We start from the raw sequence: 18,494 nt of genomic DNA on the forward strand, positions 1-18,494 counted from the left end.
GGCGCGAGACGCGTCCCCGGAATGAGCGCTCAGCAGTCGCGGGAGCCGAAGCCGAGCCCCGTGATCGCGCTGCTGTGCCAGCCCTGGTAGCCGCCGTGCTGGCTGTAGACGAGCGAGCTGCCCGAGGGGAACGAGCGGAACGAGAAGGTGTCGTAGCGGGGCCCGCGCGTGAGATTCGGCTCGAACCTGGTGGCCCGACGGAAGGGGTCGGCGACCGTGCCGGCGCCGACTCCCGCATCTCCGCCCCGCGAGGAGATCGACGCGGGCGCGACGCTGAAGCCGACGGTCGACCACCACGTCGTGGCCCAGTAGGCCGTGTCGCTGTGCGCGCTCGAGCTGATGTCGAGGAAGGTGAGCTGCACGTCCATCGGGTCGAACGGCTTCCCGGCCGCATCGAAGAACTCGAAGATCAGCGTCTGCGCATCGGGCCCCGGCGTCGGCACCTCCGGGATCCTCACGTCCGACGACGACGCCTGCCCGGCGCGGCGCTGGTTCAGGAGGAGCACCCCGGGTTCGAAGATGCGCGACGGCGCCTCGTTGGCGAAGTCCGAGGATCCGCCGGCGTACCACACCGTGCCGTCCTGGGTCAGGTTGTAGCTCCTGCTGTCGGTCGTGGGCGTGGTCGCGGTGTCGGGCGCCAGGATCGAGGTGATCCGGACCGTGGACGTCGTCCCGGTCGGCGAGGTCGCGGTGAGGGTCAGCGGATTCGACGACACGCTCGACTGCCTGAACATCGTCACGCTCGTGCAGGGCAGCGGAGCGGGGGCGGGAGTCATCGACGCCGCGGCGAGGGGAGCCCCGACCGCCGCGCTGATCACGGGGATGCTCCACAGCGCGCCCGCGGCGACGGAGCGACGGGTGGGACCGGAGGGGCGAGTCGGGTCGGACGAGAGAGGGGACATGGCGGATCCGTTCCGGAGGAGGAGTGGACAGGCGAGGACCGACTGCCCGACACGGCAGCGTAGGTTCGTCCGCCCCGAGATCCGAATGCGCCTCATTTCTGGCGCCGGACGTCGGTTCGCCGCTCCTTCTGTGGCGGTGCTCAGCAGTCGCGGGAGACGAAGCTGAGCCCGCTCAGCGCGATGGCGTGCCACCCCTGCACACCGGCGTACTGGCTGAAGCTGAGCGTGCTGCCCGACGGGAACGACCGGAAGGTGAAGGTGTCGACGAAGGCGGCACCCGGGCCCGGGCGCTCCTGCGGCGTGGCGCGCCGGAAGGGCTTGTCGACCGTCCCCAGGCCGATCGCCGACTGACCGCTCTGCGTCGAGATGTATCCGGGTTCGACGCTGAAGCCGACGGTGGACCACCAGTTCGTGAGCCAGGGACTTCGGGGAGTCGCGCCCGAGGTGATGTTCTGGATCGAGAGCTCGACATCGGTCGGATCGAACATCCGCCCGTCCGCGCCGGTGAACGTGAAGGTCAGCGTCTGCCGGTCCGACCCGGGCTCCGGATCCTCCGTGATCGGTCCCGCCCGACGCTGGTTCAGCATCAGCGAGCCGGCGGGGTAATCGCGGACCACGACCTCCGCCACCGCCGAGGGATCGCCGCTCGACGTCCATCGGCCGCCGTCCCACCCCAGGTTGAAGTCCTGGCCCTGGGTCAGCGAGGTGGTGCCGGGCGAGAGGTCCGAGGCGATCCGCACCGACGAGATCGCACCGCTGGGAGCGACGGCCCTGAGCACGGGGGGACGGACGCTCGGCTCCGCCGGCGGGAACACCACCGTGCTGCGGCACGTCGCGGGCGACGCCGCGGCGAGCGGAGCGGCGACCGCCGCGCTGACGACGGGGATGCTCCACACCGCGCCGGCCGTGAGGGACCGCCGAGTGGGTCCGGTCGAGCCGGACGAGCGCTGAGACATGAGGATTCCGTTCGCGAAGGTGACAGGGAGCGCGCGGGAGGCGGACCGGCGATGACGGCAGCGTAGAGCGGACGAGCACCCAGACGCGACGTTCGCTCACTCCTGGCGCGCAGTGCCGCTCGGAGCGCCACGGCTGTCACCCCCGCTCCCCCTCGGGCGTCGCCGCCGCTCCCCGGGGACGGCGCTCAGCAGTTCTGCGAGACGAAGCTCAGCGCACTCAGCGCACTGGCGTGCCAGCCCTGGTGACCCTCGTGCTGGCCGTAGGTGAGCGTGCTGCCGGACGGGAAGACACCGAACGTGAACGTGTCGACGAGATGATCGCGCTGAGGAGGCGGTGCCGAGGACGTGGCGCGCCTGAACGGGTCGTCCATCACTCCCGACCCGGCTCCCGCGTCACCGCCGCGTGAGGAGATCGAGGCGGGCGCGACACTGAAGCCGACGGTGGTCCACCTGCTCAGAACCCAGGGGTACCCCGGGAGCACGTAGGACGTGATGTTCTGGATCTCGAGACGGACGTCGAGCGGGTCGAAGGATCTTCCGGCCGAGTCGAGGAACTCGAACGTCAGCGTCTGCGCATCGGAACCCGGCGGCGGCGTCTCCGTGATCTCACCGGCACGTCGTTGGTTCAGCAGGAGCGGTCCCGGCTCGAACTCCGCGAAGAGCACCTCCTCCGCCGACCTCGGGCCGCCCACGGCGGCCCAGACCGTGCCGTCGCGCGTGAGATCGAAGCTGCGACCCTCGGTCTCGGTGGTGGTGCCGGGCGCGAGGACGGAGGTGATCCGGACCGTCGACGCGATGCCGGTGGGCGAGACCGCCGTGAGGACCGTGGGAGTGCTCGCGGCTTTCGACGGGGTGAACATCGTCGTGCTGCGGCACGTCGCGGGCGACGCGGCGGCGAGCGGAGCGGCGACCGCCGCGCTGACGACGGGGATGCTCCACGCCGCGCTCGCGGCGATGGTCCGTCGAGTGGGTCCGGCGGGGGTGGAGGGGCGCTGGGACATGGGGGTTCCGTTCGGGAGAGCGACAGGGAGCGCGCGGGGACGGACCCGCTGACCCCGGCAGGATAGGAGGCACGCACCCCCGAGGGGGGACGCGCCCCCTCCCCTGGCGCGCGATGCCGCTTCGCGAGCCCTCCGGCGCCCGCCGCTCACTCCCCGTCGGCGAAGTCCGTGCTCCGGCTGAGCGCCTCCCACTCGTCGACGTCCGAGCGGAGGGCGTCGAGCGCGGCGCGGAAGGCGTCCGACGCGTCGTTGCCCAGCAGCAGGATCGACGGCGGCGCGGTCGACTCGACGGCCTCGATCAGCGCGGCCGCCGCCTTCGCCGGATCGCCCTTCTGCGTGCCGTGCACGGTGTCGTGCTCCTTGCGGCGCTTGCCCGCGGTGTCGGCGTAGTCGGCGATCGGCCGCTCCGACTGGGTGAGTGAGCGGCCGGCGAAGTCGGTGCGGAACCCGCCCGGCTCGACCGAGAACGCGCGGATGCCCAGCGGCGCGACCTCCTTCCGCAGCGACTCGGTGAGCGCCTCGATCGCGGCCTTGACCGCGGCGTAATAGCCCGAGCCCTCCGGCGAGATGCGGGCGCCGATCGAGGACAGGTTGACGATCGTGCCGGAGCGGCGCTCGCGCATCCCGGGCAGCACCGCCTTGATCGTGCGCACGGTGCCGAAGAGGTGGGTGTCGAAGAGCTGCTGCACCGCCGACTCCTCGCCCTCCTCCAGAGCCGCGCGGTAGCCGTAGCCCGCGTTGTTGACGAGCACGTCGATCCCGCCGAAGCGCTCCTCGGCGGCGTCGACCGCGGCCGCGACCTGCGCGTCGTCGGTGACGTCCAGCGCGAGGGCGAGCGCCGAGTCGGGGTGCGCCTCGGTGATGTCGCGGACGGAGTCGACGTCGCGCGCGGTGACGACGGCGCGGTCGCCGTGAGCGAGGACGGCGGTCGCGAGCGCGCGGCCGAGTCCGGTGGAGCAGCCGGTGATGAGCCAGGTGGTCATGGCGGTCCTTCTTCCTCGTGGTCCCGCGGGTCGGCGCGGGCAGGTGTCCATTCCACCGCCGCCGGGGCGCCCCGGGACAGGGGTGGACGCGTGAGAGGGTGGTCCGGTGTCCACAGTGAGCGTGCCGACGCCGCGCTCGGGGGTGCGGACGCGGCGATTCCGGCGCCTCGCGCGCCTCGGCTTCGCCGTCAACGGCGTGGTGCACCTCCTGATCGGCGGCCTCTCGCTCCGGGTCGCGTTCGGCGACGAGACGACGCAGGAGGCGGATCCCTCCGGCGCGATCGCCCGCCTGGCCGAGACCCCGGCCGGACTCGTCGTGGTCTGGGCGGCGCTCGTCGCGCTCGTCGCGCTCGGGCTCTGGCAGCTCTCCTTCCAGAGCCGCTCGAGCGACCCGAGCCGTGCGAAGCGCCTGGGGCGGCGGATCGTCGAATCGGGCAAGGGCTTCGCCGCGCTCGCGCTGGCCGCGACGACGCTCGTCTTCGCGCTCGGCGGGTCGACGAGCTCGTCCGCCACCATCCGCGCGATCAGCACCGACCTGCTGGCCCGCCCGGCCGGAGCGATCGTGCTGACGCTGGTCGGCGGGATCGTCCTCGGCAGCGGGATCGGCTTCGTCGCGATCGGGGTGCGCCGCGGCTTCCGGAAGCTCGTGCGGATCCCCGCGGGTCGGCGCGGCACCGCCGTCCTGATCCTCGGTGCGGCGGGCTACGTCTCGAAGGGCATCGCCCTCGGCATCGCCGGCGGCCTCTTCGTCGTCGCCGCGATCACCGGCGACGCCCGGCAGGCGACCGGGCTCGACGGCGCCCTGCGCTTCCTCGACGTCCCGCCCTACGGCACGATCGCGCTCACCGTCATCGGCGCCGGACTCGTCATGTACGGCGGCTTCCTGATCGCCCGCGCGAAGCTCGCCAGGCTCTGAGGCCGACGACCGGGTCAGCAGTCGGTGGAGCGGAAGCTCAGCGCGCTCAGCGCGAGAGACTGCCAGCCCTGTCGGCCCTCGTGCTGGCTGCAGACGAGAACGCTCCCCGAGGCGAGGACGTCGAACGCGAACGTGTCCAGGCGCGGCGTGCCGCCGGACGGCTCGCCCCCGGTCGCTCGGCGGAACGGATCAGCGAGGGTTCCCGCACCCGTCCCGGCATCACCGCCCTCCGACGAGATCGAGGTGGGCGCACTGCTGAAGCCGACGGTGTCCCAGTGACTCGTGAACCACGCCCCCGAGGGCGGACTCGCCGAGGTGATGTCGCTGATCGTGAGCCGGACGTCGAGCGGTGCGAACGACCGCCCGCTCGCGTCGAAGAACTGCAGCGCGAGCGTCTGCGAGGGTGGGCCCGGCGTCGGAGTCTCGGAGACCGGTCCGCCACGGCGCTGATTCAGGACGAACGAGCCGGGCTCCCAGCCTCGGCGAGCCTGCGCCTCGTACGACCTCGTGCGCTGCACGAAGCCGTCCCACACGACGGTGTCCCGCGTGCGATTGAAGCTCTGCCCCTCGGTCTCGGTCGTGGTGGCGGGCGTGAGGTGCGACGTGATCCGGACCGTCGAGACGACGCCGGCGGGTGACACCGCCGTGAGCACGGTCGGATTGCTGGCGATCGCAGAGGTCGTGAACATCGTCGTGCTGCGGCAGGAGACCGGCGACGCGGAGGCCGACGGCGCCGCCATCGCCGCGGCGACGACCGGGATGCCCCAGGCCGCGCTCCCCATCACGGCACGGCGGGACGGCGGGGAGGATTCGGGAGAAGGCACGGGCATCGGTCACGTCCTGTCGCTGGAGTCGGCCGCCGCAGAGGCGGAAGGCAGAGGCAAGCATTCCTCATCTCCGGCCGTGCCCTCCGCGTCGGCGCGCGACGTCGCCTCAGCCCGCCGCCCTCGCCGGATCGAGCCGCTTGGCGTAGCAGCGGGTCGCCGGCTCGTCGCCCCAGTAGCCGAAGCCGGGGATCGGGTCGTAGCCCGAGCTGCTGTAGAGCGCCATGGCCTCGGGCTGCTCGATGCCGGTGACCAGGCGGAGCAGCGTCACGCCGTGGCGGACGGCCAGCTCCTCGACTCCCGCGAGGAGGACGCGGCTGTGACCGCGGCCGCGCGCCGCCTCGACCACGAACATCCGCTTGATCTCGCCGATCTCTCCCTCCGCGGCGAGCGCGACGCAGCCGACGACGTCGGGCCCGACGTGCAGCAGCAGCGTCGGCGCGTCCGCGGGCGGGCGCGGCCCTGGGTCGTCGCCGCCGTAGCGCCGCATGATCTCGGCCTCCTGCACGGCGAACAGCCGCCCCGCCACCGCATCGTCGGCCGTCGTCTCGACCAGCCGCACCTCGTCCGCATCCACGTCCCTCACGCTCCCATCGCTCCTCGCGAGATGCCACTTGTGCACGCGACACGCCGTGAAAAGCGTGCACAAGTGGCATCTCGCGGAGGGGGAGGGGCGGGTCAGGCGTAGGTCGCGGCGATCTCCTCGAGGCACTCGCGGAAGACGCGGACGGCGGGCGAGGCGAGCTGCGCCTCCCGCTGCGCCGTGAAGATGGTGCGGCGCGGACGGCCGGGCAGCTCGAGCAGGCGGCAGTCGGCCTCACCGCCGGCCCAGACCAGGTCGGGCATCAGCGCGACCGCGTTGCCCGAGGCGGCGAGGCGGATCTGCGCCTGGAGGTCGGCGGTCTCGAAGCGCACGTCCGGCTCGAAGCCCGCGACGCGGCAGGTCTGCTCGGCGAAGTGCCGGCTGGCGGTGCCGCGCGGCTCCATCACCCAGGCGGCGTCGCGCGCGCTCCGCAGGTCGCGGATCGCGGAGTCGCGGCCGACCGCGAGGCGGATCGCGTCGGTCGTCAGGTCGCTGCGCACGAGGCCCGGCAGCCAGGACACCGAGTGGCCCGGGTACTGCTCGGCGACGACCAGGTCGAACTCGCGCGCCCAGGAGGTCTCGTGCAGCGCGCCCTCCGGCTCGCGCTGCACCATCTCGACGCGCACCTCGGGCGCGCGCTCCGCGATCGAGCGCAGCGCGCCGGGCATCAGCGCGAGCGCCGCGGACTGGAAGACCGCGACCCGCACCCGCCCGGTGACCGACTCCCCCGACGCGGCCAGCGCCGCCTCCGCCCGCTCGAGCAGCGCCAGCACCTCGCCGGCCGCCGCCACCAGGATCTCGGCCTGCGGAGTGAGCTGCACACGCCGCCCGACCTTGCGCAGCAGCTCGACGCCGGTCTCGCGCTCGAGCACGGTCAGCTGCTGCGAGACGGCGGAGGGACTGTAGGCGAGGGCCTCCGCGGCGGCGGCGAGCGTGCCGCGGATGGCGACCTCGCGCAGCAGCACCAGGCGGCGGACGTCGAGCACGGGCGACCTCGATTCGAAGGCGAAGACGAGTAAGCAGAGCTGACCGGTACCGGTAAGGAACGGTCGCTTCTGCTCAACGGTACCCCGGTCGGATACTGACGTCATGACGGATCTCGCAGCGCCTGCCCGCTCCACCGGCCCCTCCCCCGACGGTCCCGCCGCGGACAGCGTCGACCCCGGCCTCGTCGACGCGAGTGTCGCGCTGGTGCGCCAGTGGCTGCGCGACGCCGCCGACGTCCCGGTGGACGCGTCCGGCGCCCAGCTCGCAGGCGTGCTGAAGGACCCGAGCGGCCTCGACTTCACGGTCGGCTTCGTCGACGGCGTGGTCCGCCCCGAGGACACGAAGGTCGCCGCCGCGGCGCTGCGCTCGATCGCGGGCGGCGTGCCGCGCTTCCTGCCCGCTCCGATGCGCGGCGCTGTCGCGCTCGGCGGCGCGGTGGCCCCGCTGCTCCCCGACGTCGTCGTGCCGATCGCCCGCCGGGTGCTGCGGCAGATGGTCGGGCACCTCATCATCGACGCGACCGACTCGCGGCTCGGCCCGGCGATCGCGAAGATCCGCCGCGACGGCGTCCGGCTGAACATGAACCTGCTCGGCGAGGCGGTCCTCGGCCGCAAGGAGGCGCAGCGCCGCCTGGAGGGCACGCACCGCCTGCTCGCGCGCGACGACGTCGACTACGTCTCGATCAAGGTCTCCTCCACCGTCGCCCCGCACAACCCGTGGGCGTTCGACGCCGCGGTCGACGACATCGTCGAGGAGCTGGCCCCGCTCTTCACCCGCGCCGCGGCCGCGACCCCGCAGAAGTTCGTCAACCTCGACATGGAGGAGTACAAGGACCTCGACCTCACCATCGCGGTCTTCACCCGCCTGCTCGACCGGCCCGAGTTCCTCGGTCTCGAGGCGGGCATCGTGCTGCAGGCCTACCTGCCCGACGCGCTCTCCGCGATGATCCGGCTGCAGGAGTGGAGCGCCGCGCGCCGGTCCCGCGGCGGCGCCGGCATCAAGGTTCGCCTGGTCAAGGGCGCGAACCTGCCGATGGAGCAGGTCGAGGCCTCCGTGCACGGCTGGCCGCTGGCGACCTGGTCGACGAAGCAGGACTCGGACACCAACTACAAGCGCGTGATCGACTACGCGCTGCACCCGGACCGGATCCGGAACGTGCGGGTCGGCGTCGCCGGCCACAACCTCTTCGACGTCGCCTACTCCTGGCTGCTGGCCGGCGAGCGCGGCGTCCGCGAGGGGATCGAGTACGAGATGCTCCTCGGCATGGCGCAGGGCCAGGCGGAGGCGGTGCGCCGCACCGTCGGCTCGCTGCTGCTCTACACGCCGGTCGTCTCCCCCGCCGAGTTCGACGTCGCGATCGCGTACCTGATCCGCCGGCTCGAGGAGGGCGCGTCGAGCGACAACTTCATGTCGGCCGTGTTCGAGCTCGAGGCGCAGCCCGCGCTGTTCGCCCGCGAGGAGGCCCGCTTCCGCGCCTCCGTCAGCGCGCTCGACGGCGCGGTGCCGCCCGCGCACCGGGTCGCCGACCGCTTCGCCGCGACCGGCCGCCCCGGCTTCGGCGACTTCCGCAGCACCCCCGACACCGACCCGTCGGTCGCGGCGAACCGGGCCTGGGCGCAGGAGATCCTCGCCCGCGTGCCCGGCTCCCGCGCCGGCGTCGACGCGATCGAGGCGGCGACGATCAGCACCCGCGACGAGCTGGAGGCGGCCCTCGCCGCGACCCGCGCCGCCGGCTCCGCATGGGGCGCGCTGCCCGCCGACGAGCGGGCGCGCATCCTGCACCGGGCCGGCGACGAGCTGGAGGCGCGCCGCGGCGAGCTGCTCGAGGTGATGGCCGCCGAGGCCGGCAAGACGATCGACCAGGGCGACCCCGAGGTGTCCGAGGCGATCGACTTCGCGCACTACTACGCCGAGCGGGCCCGCGAGCTGGACGCCGTCGACGGAGCGGTCTTCCACCCCGCGCAGCTGACCCTCGTCGCTCCGCCGTGGAACTTCCCGGTCGCGATCCCCGCGGGCGGCGCGCTCGCCGCACTGGCCGCCGGCTCGGCCGCGGTGCTGAAGCCCGCCGGGCCGACCGCGCGCTGCGGCGCCGTGCTGGCCGAGGCGCTCTGGGCCGCGGGCGTGCCGCGCGAGGCGCTGCTGCTGCTCCTCCTGCCCGAGGAGGAGCTCGGCGCCGACCTCGTCGCCCACCCGTCGGTCGACCGGGTGATCCTCACCGGCGCCTACGAGACCGCCGAGCTGTTCCGCTCGTTCCGGCACGACCTGCCGCTGCTCGCCGAGACCAGCGGCAAGAACGCGATCATCGTCACGCCCTCGGCCGACCTCGACCTCGCCGTGAAGGACGTCGTCTCGAGCGCCTTCGGGCACGCCGGTCAGAAGTGCTCGGCGGCGTCGCTCGTCGTGCTGGTCGGCTCGGTCGCACGGTCCAAGCGGTTCCGCGCGCAGCTGCTCGACGCGGTCTACTCGCTCACCGTCGGCCTGCCGACCGATCCGGCGACGCGCATGGGGCCGGTGATCGAGCCTGCCGCGGGCAAGCTGCTGCGCGGCCTGACGACGCTCGGCGAGGGCGAGCGCTGGCTGCTGCAGCCGCGCGCCCTCGACGACACCGGGATGCTGTGGAGCCCGGGCGTCCGCGACGGCGTGCGCCGCGGCTCCGAGTACCACCGCACCGAGTACTTCGGCCCGATCCTCGGCATCATGACCGCGGCGACGCTCGAGGACGCGATCGCGCTCGTCAACGAGGTGGACTACGGCCTCACCTCGGGGCTGCACGCGCTCGACCCCGCCGAGATCGGCACCTGGTTGGGCGGGATCCAGGCCGGCAACCTCTACGTCAACCGCGGCATCACCGGCGCGATCGTCGAGCGCCAGCCGTTCGGGGGCTGGAAGAAGTCGGCGGTCGGACCGGGCACCAAGGCCGGAGGACCGGACTACCTGCTGGGGCTGGGCTCGTGGACCTCCGCGCCGTCGACGGCCACCACCGCGTTCGAGGACCCGCGCGTCGGCCGGCTCGTGGCCGCTGCACGCGCGGAGCTGACCGCGGCGGAGGCGGACGCCGTCGAGCGGACGGCCCGCAGCGCGGCGCAGGCCCACGCCGAGGGCTCGGCCCGCGACGTCACCGGGCTGGCCGCCGAGCGGAACGTCTTCCGGCACCTGCCGTACGACTCCCCGGTGCTGATCCGCCTGGCGGACGGCGAGCCGGTGGGCTCGCTCGTGCAGGTCGTCGTCGCCGCGGCGACCGCGGGCGCCCGGGTGGCTGTCTCGAGCGCGACGGCGCTGCCTCCGCAGCTCGTGTCGGCCATCGCCGCGGGAGCGACCGCGGTCGCCGTCGAGGACGAGGCCGCCTTCGCGGCGCGGGTCCGGGAGCACGGGGCCGGCCGCGTGCGCCTGCTGGGCGCCGACACCTCCTCCGTGACGTCCGTCACCGGCGGCCGCCCCGACCTCGCGGTCTACGCGGGCGAGGCCACCGAGTCGGGCCGCCTGGAGCTGCTCCCGTTCCGGCGCGAGCAGGCCGTCTCCATCACGGCCCACCGCTTCGGCACCCCGGACCACCTGACGGACGCCCTGCTCTGACCCCTCCTCCCCGCTCCGCGAGATGCCACTTGTGCACGCTTTCCACGGCGTGTCGCGTGCACAAGTGGCATCTCGCGGAGGGGATCACCCTCTGGTCAGAAGAGGCCGCGAGGGGATTCGACGGAGGCGAGGACGCCGGGGGCCGCGACGATCGTCAGGCGGGCGACCTCGTCGGGGGTCAGCTCGGGCAGGCGCTGGGCGAGGTCGAGGAAGCGCTCGATCTCGGGCTCCTCGAGCACGTCGGCGGCGAGGGTGCGGAACTTCGCGACGTACTGCTCGCGGGTGAACGGGTGCGCGCCGAGCGGGTGCGCGTCCGCCACCGCGATCTCGTCGACGATCGTCGTGCCGTCGGTGAGCAGGATCTCCACGCGGGCGCCGAACGCCTTCTCGGCCGGGTCGGTCGAGTGGTAGCGGCGGGTCCACTCCGCGTCCTCCTCCGTCGTCGTGCGCTGCCAGAGCGCGACGGTGTCGGGGCGGGCGGCGCGCTCGGGGGCGTAGCTGCGCTCGTGGTGCCAGGCGCCGTCCTGCAGCGCGACCGCGAAGATGTAGGGGACGGAGTGGTCGAGCGTCTCGCGGGACGCCGTCGGGTCGTACTTCTGCGGGTCGTTCGCGCCCGAGCCGATGACGGAGTGGGTGTGATGCGAGGTGTGCAGGACGATCCGCTCGACGCGCTCGGGATCGGCGGCCTCGGGGTGGGAGTGGTGCAGGCGGCGGGCCAGGTCGATCAGCGCCTGCGCCTGGTACTCGGCCGAGTGCTCCTTCGTGTAGGTGTCGAGGATCGCGCGCTTCGCCTCGCCGGCGTCCGGCAGCGGGACGTCGTAGGAGGCGTCCGGGCCGTCGAGCAGCCAGGCGATCACGCCGTCCTCGCCCTCGTAGATCGGCGACGGGCTGGTCTCGCCGCGCATGGCCCGGTCGACGGCCTCGATCGCGGCCTTGCCGGCGAACGCCGGGGCGTAGGCCTTCCAGCTCGAGATCTCGCCCTTGCGCGACTGCCGGGTCGCGGTGGTGGTGTGCAGCGCCTGGGCGATCGCCTGCTCGATCACGGCGACGTCGAGGCCGAGCATCGTGCCGAGTCCGGCCGCTGCCGAGGGGCCGAGGTGCGCGACGTGGTCGATCTTGTGCCGGTGCAGGCTGATCGCGCGGACGAGGTCGACCTGGACCTCGTAGCCGGTGACGATGCCGCGGACCAGCCGGGCGCCGTCGATGCCGGCGTGCTGAGCGACGGCGACCAGCGGCGGGATGTTGTCGCCGGGGTGCGAGTACTCGGCCGCGAGGAAGGTGTCGTGGTAGTCGAGCTCGCGGACGGCGACGCCGTTCGCCCACGCGGCCCACTCGGGCGAGACGCGGCGGCCCGGATCGACGCCGAAGACCGTGCCGCCCTCGCCGCCGATGGAGGCGGGGTGGGCGAGCGCCTGCGAGCGCGCGGCGACGACGGGGCGGCGCACCAGCGACGCGGCGGCGACGGCGGCGTTGTCGATGACGCGGTTGACCACCATCTCGGCGACCTCGGCCTCGACCTCGACGGGATCGGCGGCGACCTCGGCCAGGGCGTGGGCGAGCTGCCCGTGGCGCGGGAGGTCCTCGTCGCTGCGGTGGACGCGGACGTGGTGTTCGTGCACGGGGGCTCCTTCGGCTCGTCCCTGCCAATCTAGTGGCGGGGCTCCGGCGGGTCGTGCGGCGGGGCCGACGGGCAGACTGTCGGCATGACCGCCATCCGCGTGGCCGCCTTCGACTGCGGCACCAACTCCCTCCGCCTCCTGATCGCCGACGTCGAGGACGGGCGCCTCGTCGACGTCCTCCGCCGCACCGAGCTCGTCCGGCTCGGGCACGGCGTCGACCGCACCGGGCGCTTCGACCCGGAGGCGCTGGAGCGCACGCTCGCCGTGACCCGCGAGTACGCGGCGCTGGTGCACGAGTCGGGGGCGCAGCGGCTGCGCTTCGTCGCGACCTCGGCCACCCGGGACGCCGCCGACCGCGAGGACTTCCTCGGCGCGGTCGAGCGGATCATCGGCGTGCGTCCCGAGACGATCAGCGGTGAGGAGGAGGCGGCCCTCTCCTTCCGCGGCGCGCTCTCGGCGGTCGACGCGGTTCGGCCCGTCCTGGTCGTCGACCTCGGCGGCGGCTCGACGGAGTTGGTCGTGGGCGACGCGGGTCCCGAGCAGGCGCACTCGATGGACGTCGGCAGCGTCCGGCTCACCGAGCGCCACCGCGGCGGCGGGGGCGCGCCGACCGAGGAGCAGCGGGCCGCGATCCGCGCCGACGTCCGACGCGCGCTGGCCGCCTCCCCCGTCGACCTCTCGGCCGCGCGCAGCGTCGTGGGGGTCGCGGCGACGGTGCTGACGGTCACCGCGCACGTCCTCCGACTCGAGGCCTACGACCGCGCGGCGCTCGAGGCGACCCTGCCGATCCGCGACGTCCTCGCCGCCTGCGACGAGCTCGCCGCGCTCTCGCCCGCCGAGACCGCTGCGCTCCCCTGCGTCCGCGCCGGCCGCGAGGACGTCCTCGGCGCCGGCGCCGCGATCTGGGCCGAGGTCCTCCGCGCCGTGCAGCAGGCCTCCCCCGCTGTCACCACCGTCACCACGACGGCCCACGACATCCTCGACGGCCTGGCCCTCACCCTCTGACCGGGTCCCTCCCCCTGCACTCCCCTCCGCGAGATGCCACTTGTGCACGCCTTTCACGGCGTGTCGCGTGCACAAGTGGCATCTCGCGGGAGGGGGGCGAGGGTCAGCGGGTGAGGGTGCTGCCGGAGTCGTGGGGGAGGCGGGCGGCGGCGACGAGGGGGACGAGGGTCAGCACGGCCAGCGTCAGGAAGGCGAAGCGGTAGGGAACGAGGCCCGGGCCGAACGCGGCGCCGGCGGCCAGCGCGATGCCGCCCGCAGCGACGCCGAAGCCCGCGGCGATCTGCTGAGTCGTCGCGCTGAGGGTGTTCGCGCCCGACATCCCCTCGGGCGCCACCTCGGCGAAGGTGACCGTGTTGTAGGCGGTGAAGCCGGCCGAGCGGGCGACGCCGCTGAGCACCAGCAGCGCGACGATCGCCGGGATCGGCACGTCCGGATCGAGGAACGCCATCGCGACCATGCAGGCGATGCCGACGACGTTCGCCGCAACGAGCACCCCGCGGAAGCCGACCGTGTGCAGCAGCCAGGTCGTGGCCGGCTTGATCGCCAGGTTGCCGACGAAGAGCGCGAGCACGATCGAGCCGGCCTGCACCGCGTCCCAGCCGAAGGCGTCCTGGAAGAGCAGCGGCAGCAGGAACGGCACCGCGTTGATGGTCGCCCGGTAGAGCGAGCCGCTCGCATTCGCCACGCGGAACGTGGAGAAGCGGAAGGCGTCCAGCGGCACGAGCGGGTGCGGCGTGCGGCGCAGGTGCCGCACCGCGACCGCGGTGACGAGCGCGCCGGTCACGGCCAGTCCGAGCGCGACGGTGTCCGAGCCGCTGCCGGTCACGAAGCCGGTCGCGCCGACCAGCGCGCCGAGGCCGACCGCGACCAGCAGCAGGCCGACGACGTCCAGCGGCGGCGGCGAGGCCTCGACGCCGGCCGGGATGATCCGCCGCGCGATCACGAAGGCGACGACACCCAGCGGCAGGTTGATCAGGAAGATCCAGTGCCAGGAGGCGTAGGTCGTCAGCAGCCCGCCGACGAAGGGCGCGAGGATCGGCGCGACCAGCCCCGGCCAGACCAGGATGGCGATGGCGCGGATGATCCCCTCCCGCGGCGTGACGCGCAGCACCGCGAGCCGGCCGACGGGCACCATCAGCGCGCCGCCGACGCCCTGCAGCACCCGGGCCGCCACGAGCAGCGGCAGGGTCGGGCTGAGCGCGCAGAGCAGCGAGGCGAGGGTGAAGACCGCGATCGCGATCGTGAAGACCCGGCGCACGCCGAACCGCTCGCTCAGCCAGCCGGAGGCGGGGATCAGCACGGCGACGGTGAGCAGGAACGCGGTGACGGTGATCGCGACGGCGGCGGAGTCGACGCCCAGGTCGGCACCGATCGCGGGCGCGGCGGTGGTGACGATCGTCGCGTCCAGGTTCTCCATGAAGAAGCAGCCCGCGACGAGGAGGGCGATCGCGCGCTGACGGCGGGGATCCAGGGCGGGCCTCCTGCGGGGACGGGTGCGGCGGAGCGGGCGCCGGAACGACAAGGGCGAGCGTAGCGCGCGGCCCGGCAGCGGCTCCGCCTCCACGGCATCCGGGCCCGGTACCGTCGAGGCATGAGCGACTCCGAGAACCGCACCGTCCAGCTCCGCCGCTACGAGCTCGTCGACGGGGTGATGGACGACTTCCTGGCCTGGTACCGGGCCAAGATCGTCCCCGCCCGCGCCGCGCACGGCTTCACGATCGAGTTCGCCTTCGCCGACCGCGAGGTGAACGAGTTCGTCTGGGCCGTCAGCACCCCGGGCGACGCGGAGGCGTTCGCCGAGATCGAGCGGACCTACCTCGCCTCCCCCGAGCGCGAGGCGGCCTTCGCCGGCGAGCCCACCCGCGTCGCCGTGCACCACGTGCGGCTCGTCGAGCGCATCGTCTGAGCGACGAGCGTGGCGGCTCCTCCGAGCCGCCCCGCTCCCCAGCTCCGGGCCCTCAGCTCCGGGCCCTCTAGCTCCGCGCTCGGCGCAGAACCGCGAGAACGGCCCGCAGCGCGAGCGAGCCGACGGCGAGCGAGGCGACGGTGCCGAGCAGCCGCGACCAGACGTGCTTCGGCGAGTCGAGACCCTCGCGGTCCTTGGGCGAGGCCAGCGCCGCCGGGGGCAGCGTGCGGCCGTTGGCCCCCGCCTCCGCCATGTGCGCGAGCCGGCGCAGGGTCTCGATGTTGCGCACCCAGAGGAACGAGTGCAGCAGCGGCTTGGGGATGAGCGTCCCCGGCCCCTTCACGGCGGTCTCGTGGATGCGGACCTTGCAGCCGTCGCGGTGCGGCTCCACCTCGAGGCGGACGCGCGCCTCGCCCATCGGCCAGCCGGCCGCCTGGATGATGAAGCGGCTCGACGGGTCCCACTCGAGGACCGTCGTCTCGTCGTCGATCACCAGCGGCCAGACGCCGAAGGAGTGGTGCAGCTTCGAGCCGACGTGCGGCCAGTCGCGGCCGACCCGGCGCATCCGGGACGAGCCGACGACCCAGGAGGGGAAGAGCCAGCCGGACGCGAAGACGGCGAAGACGGACTCGGGCGGGCAGTGGAAGACGCGGGTGTTGCGGGACATCGCGGGCTCCTTCGAGGCTCATGCGGGAACGCGGGCGGGTCGTGCCGCCCGCGTCTCAGCGTGCCAGATCCGGCGCACCCGCCTGGTCCGGCCCCGGAGCCCGGCCCGTCTCCGGGGACAGGTCGGGCGTGCGGCGGATGCCGAACTCGTGCCGGAGCGCACTGCGGGCGGCGTGCCAGCCCGCCATCCCGTGCACGCCGGGGCCCGGCGGCGTCGAGGACGAGCAGAGGTAGAGCCCCTTCGCGGGCGTCCGCCACGGGTCCGACGAGGGGACGGGGCGCGAGAGCAGCTGCGCCACGCTCGCCGCTCCGGCCGCGATGTCGCCGCCGATGTAGTTCGGGTTCCAGGCCTGCATGTCGCGCGCCGTCATCGAGGACGCGGCGAGGACGCGGTCGCGGAATCCCGGGGCGAAGCGCTCGATCTGCGCGGTGATCGCCTCCCGCTGGTGGGCCGGCGAGTCGCGCGGCACGTGCGTGTACGCCCAGAGGACGTGCTTGCCCTCGGGCGCACGGGTCGGGTCGAGGACGGAGGGCTGCGCCACGAGGACGTAGGGGTTCTCGCTGTGCCGGCCGCGGACGACGTCGCGCTCGGCCGCGGCGATCTCGGCGCGGGTGCCGCCGACGTGCAGCGTGCCGGCCCCGGCGAGCTCCGGATCGGTCCAGGGCACCGGACCGTCGAGCGCGAAATCGACCTTCGCGACGCCGTTGCCGTAGCGGAAGAGCCGGAGCGCCGAGGCGTAGGGCGCGGGCAGGCGGTCGCCGGCGAGCGCGAGCAGCGCCCGGGGCGTGAGGTCGAGCAGGACCGCCCGCGCACTCGGCAGCTGCGAGAGCGAGGTGATTTCGACGCCGGTCTCGATCGTGCCGCCGTGGGCGCGCAGGTCGTCCGCCATCGCGTCGACGATGGCCTGGCTGCCGCCGACCGGCACCGGCCAGCCGCGCGCGTGCGCGTAGGAGCCGAGCGCGAGCGCCGCGGCCGCCGTGGACAGGCTCGGCATCGGCCGGATCGCGTGCGCGGCGACTCCGGCGAACATGGCCGGCGCGACCTCCTCGCGGAACCGGGCGTTCCAGAACGGGGAGCCCTGCTCGAGCACGCGGAGGCCGAAGCGCAGCAGCACGGAGGGGTCGGTCGGGATCTTCAGCAGGGCATCGTTGGTGAAGCCCGCGACGCGGTCGGCGCGCTCGGCGAGCGGCCCCATCAGCGCGCGCCAGGCCGCGCCGTCGCGTCCGAGCGCCTCGGCCGTCCGCTCGAGGTCGCGGTAGGCGATGCCCGAGCGGCCGCCGTCGAGCGGGTGCGCGTAGGAGATCTCGGGGAGGCGCAGATCGATCCGCCGGTCGAGCTGGAACCGCCGGAAGAAGCCGGAGGCGAGCGCCATCGGATGCACCGCCGAGCCGATGTCGTGGTGGAACCCGGGCAGCGTCAGCTCGGCCGTCCGCGCGCCGCCGCCGAGGGTCTCGTTGCGCTCGTAGACCGCGACCGAGAGCCCGGCGCGGGCGAGGGTGACGGCGGCGGAGAGTCCGTTGGGGCCGGAGCCGACGACGACGGCGTCGACCACGTCACTTCCTCCGCAGGGCCGCGACGGCGCCGACGAGCCCGGCCGCGCCGAGCACGGCCGCGCCGGCGTAGCTCGCGGCGCGGTGGCGGATCATCCAGATCTGCGGCGTCATCGTGTGCGCACGGTCGCTGAACAGGCCGCGGGCGCCGTGATCGCCGGGGACCGGCTCGTAGACGTTGTTGGGGAGCATCGGCTCCTTCTTGTCGGGCGCCTGCTGGCCGTCGAAGGCGCTGCGGGCCAGGTACCAGTCCATGAAGGCGCCGGCGAAGCGGTCGCCGAGGATGGTGCCGGCCGTCGGCTCGCCGACCCACGTGCGCCGGCGCGGCTTGTCGGCGACGTCGGCGATCGCGATCGCGCCCACCTCCGGCTCGTAGATCGGCGGCACCGGCTGCGGGTGGTGCGGCAGCTGCGACTTCACCCAGTTGAACTGGATGGTGTTGAGCGCCGGCATGTCGACCTCGGAGAGCCGGATCTTGCTCTTGGAGTGCAGCAGCTCGGCGGTGACCGCCTCGGTGAAGCCGCGGGCGCCGAACTTCGAGGCGCAGTACGCGGCCTGGAGCGGGATGCCCCGGTGCGCGAGCGCCGAGCCGACCTGGATGACGTGGCCGCGGCCGCGCGGGGTCATCCGCGAGAGCGCCGCGCGGGTGCCGTTGACGAAGCCGAAGAAGTTGACCGCGACGGCGCGCTCGAAGTCGGCCGGGTCGGTCGAGAGGAACTCACCGAAGACGCCGACCATCGCGTCGTTGACCCAGAGCTCGATCGGCCCGAGCTCGGCCTCGACGCGGTCGGCGGCCGCCTCGACCGCCTCGCGGTCGGCGACGTCGGTCGGGACCGCCAGACCGCGGCGGCCGGCCTGCTCGATCTCGGCCAGCGTGGCCGCGAGTCCGTCCTCCCCGCGGGCGAGCACGGCGACGTCCCAGCCGCGCGAGGCCAGCTCGCGCACGGTGGCGCGGCCGAGACCGGCGGTGCCACCGGTGACGACGGCGACGCCGCGGCTCATGCGCGGACTCCGGAGGTGAG

The 18,494-nt window shown here is 74.0% G+C and carries 16 protein-coding genes; 4 read left to right on the plus strand and 12 right to left on the minus strand.

Annotation, left to right across the window (positions count from 1 at the left end; translation table 11 throughout):
- Positions 1-29: 29 nt before the first annotated feature.
- The 4 genes from HRK28_RS06905 to HRK28_RS06920 form a co-directional block, all read right to left on the minus strand.
- Positions 30-902, minus strand: a complete 873-nt coding sequence (locus tag HRK28_RS06905; RefSeq protein WP_160087087.1) for a hypothetical protein — start codon at positions 900-902, stop codon at positions 30-32.
- Between the two features lie 140 nt (positions 903-1,042).
- Positions 1,043-1,858, minus strand: coding sequence for a hypothetical protein (locus tag HRK28_RS06910; protein WP_173250794.1), 816 nt, complete (start codon positions 1,856-1,858; stop codon positions 1,043-1,045).
- Between the two features lie 185 nt (positions 1,859-2,043).
- The gene (locus HRK28_RS06915; protein WP_173250795.1) at positions 2,044-2,859 is read right to left on the minus strand and encodes a hypothetical protein; all 816 of its coding nucleotides are present in this window, start codon (positions 2,857-2,859) and stop codon (positions 2,044-2,046) included.
- Between the two features lie 146 nt (positions 2,860-3,005).
- Positions 3,006-3,842: an oxidoreductase gene (locus HRK28_RS06920; protein WP_173250796.1), complete on the minus strand. Its 837-nt coding sequence runs from the start codon at positions 3,840-3,842 to the stop codon at positions 3,006-3,008.
- A gap of 106 nt (positions 3,843-3,948) precedes the next feature.
- Between HRK28_RS06920 and HRK28_RS20745 the strand changes: the two genes are divergently transcribed.
- Complete coding sequence (locus HRK28_RS20745) at positions 3,949-4,758, plus strand: DUF1206 domain-containing protein (protein ID WP_173250797.1); 810 nt, start codon at positions 3,949-3,951, stop codon at positions 4,756-4,758.
- Between the two features lie 14 nt (positions 4,759-4,772).
- Here the strand turns inward: HRK28_RS20745 and HRK28_RS06930 are convergent, their stop codons facing one another.
- The 3 genes from HRK28_RS06930 to HRK28_RS06940 all read right to left on the minus strand — a co-directional run bounded on the left by HRK28_RS06930 (position 4,773) and on the right by HRK28_RS06940 (position 7,151).
- Entirely contained in the window at positions 4,773-5,582 is an 810-nt protein-coding gene (locus HRK28_RS06930; RefSeq protein WP_217274408.1) for a hypothetical protein, read from the minus strand.
- A gap of 109 nt (positions 5,583-5,691) precedes the next feature.
- Positions 5,692-6,168, minus strand: coding sequence for a GNAT family N-acetyltransferase (locus HRK28_RS06935; protein WP_217274409.1), 477 nt, complete (start codon positions 6,166-6,168; stop codon positions 5,692-5,694).
- 92 nt (positions 6,169-6,260) lie between these two features.
- A complete protein-coding gene (locus tag HRK28_RS06940; protein WP_160087075.1) occupies positions 6,261-7,151 on the minus strand; it encodes a LysR family transcriptional regulator in 891 nt (296 codons plus the stop codon).
- A 103-nt stretch (positions 7,152-7,254) separates the two neighbouring features.
- On the opposite strand from HRK28_RS06940, the gene HRK28_RS06945 reads away from it, so the two are divergent.
- Positions 7,255-10,725, plus strand: coding sequence for a bifunctional proline dehydrogenase/L-glutamate gamma-semialdehyde dehydrogenase (locus tag HRK28_RS06945; protein ID WP_173250799.1), 3,471 nt, complete (start codon positions 7,255-7,257; stop codon positions 10,723-10,725).
- 95 nt (positions 10,726-10,820) lie between these two features.
- Here the strand turns inward: HRK28_RS06945 and HRK28_RS06950 are convergent, their stop codons facing one another.
- Positions 10,821-12,344: an MmgE/PrpD family protein gene (locus HRK28_RS06950; RefSeq protein ID WP_173250800.1), complete on the minus strand. Its 1,524-nt coding sequence runs from the start codon at positions 12,342-12,344 to the stop codon at positions 10,821-10,823.
- Between the two features lie 84 nt (positions 12,345-12,428).
- On the opposite strand from HRK28_RS06950, the gene HRK28_RS06955 reads away from it, so the two are divergent.
- Positions 12,429-13,349 carry an exopolyphosphatase gene (locus HRK28_RS06955; protein ID WP_173250801.1) on the plus strand — a complete coding sequence of 307 codons (921 nt, stop codon included), beginning with the start codon at positions 12,429-12,431 and terminating at the stop codon, positions 13,347-13,349.
- Between the two features lie 103 nt (positions 13,350-13,452).
- Here the strand turns inward: HRK28_RS06955 and HRK28_RS06960 are convergent, their stop codons facing one another.
- Complete coding sequence (locus HRK28_RS06960; RefSeq protein WP_254304505.1) at positions 13,453-14,871, minus strand: MFS transporter; 1,419 nt, start codon at positions 14,869-14,871, stop codon at positions 13,453-13,455.
- Positions 14,872-14,940: 69 nt separating this feature from the next.
- Between HRK28_RS06960 and HRK28_RS06965 the strand changes: the two genes are divergently transcribed.
- Positions 14,941-15,255 carry an NIPSNAP family protein gene (locus tag HRK28_RS06965; protein WP_160087067.1) on the plus strand — a complete coding sequence of 105 codons (315 nt, stop codon included), beginning with the start codon at positions 14,941-14,943 and terminating at the stop codon, positions 15,253-15,255.
- 67 nt (positions 15,256-15,322) lie between these two features.
- On the opposite strand, the gene HRK28_RS06970 is transcribed toward HRK28_RS06965, so the two are convergent.
- Genes HRK28_RS06970 through HRK28_RS06980 form a run of 3 tightly spaced genes read right to left on the minus strand, consistent with a single transcriptional unit; the run spans position 15,323 to position 18,474 of the window.
- Positions 15,323-15,922: an SRPBCC family protein gene (locus tag HRK28_RS06970; RefSeq protein ID WP_173250802.1), complete on the minus strand. Its 600-nt coding sequence runs from the start codon at positions 15,920-15,922 to the stop codon at positions 15,323-15,325.
- Between the two features lie 55 nt (positions 15,923-15,977).
- The gene (locus HRK28_RS06975; protein ID WP_173250803.1) at positions 15,978-17,474 is read right to left on the minus strand and encodes an NAD(P)/FAD-dependent oxidoreductase; all 1,497 of its coding nucleotides are present in this window, start codon (positions 17,472-17,474) and stop codon (positions 15,978-15,980) included.
- 1 nt (position 17,475) lies between these two features.
- The gene (locus tag HRK28_RS06980) at positions 17,476-18,474 is read right to left on the minus strand and encodes an SDR family oxidoreductase (RefSeq protein ID WP_173250804.1); all 999 of its coding nucleotides are present in this window, start codon (positions 18,472-18,474) and stop codon (positions 17,476-17,478) included.
- Positions 18,475-18,494: the final 20 nt, after the last annotated feature.

The sequence above is a fragment of the Rathayibacter sp. VKM Ac-2835 genome (assembly GCF_013266705.1).
Taxonomy (GTDB): Bacteria; Actinomycetota; Actinomycetes; order Actinomycetales; family Microbacteriaceae; genus Rathayibacter.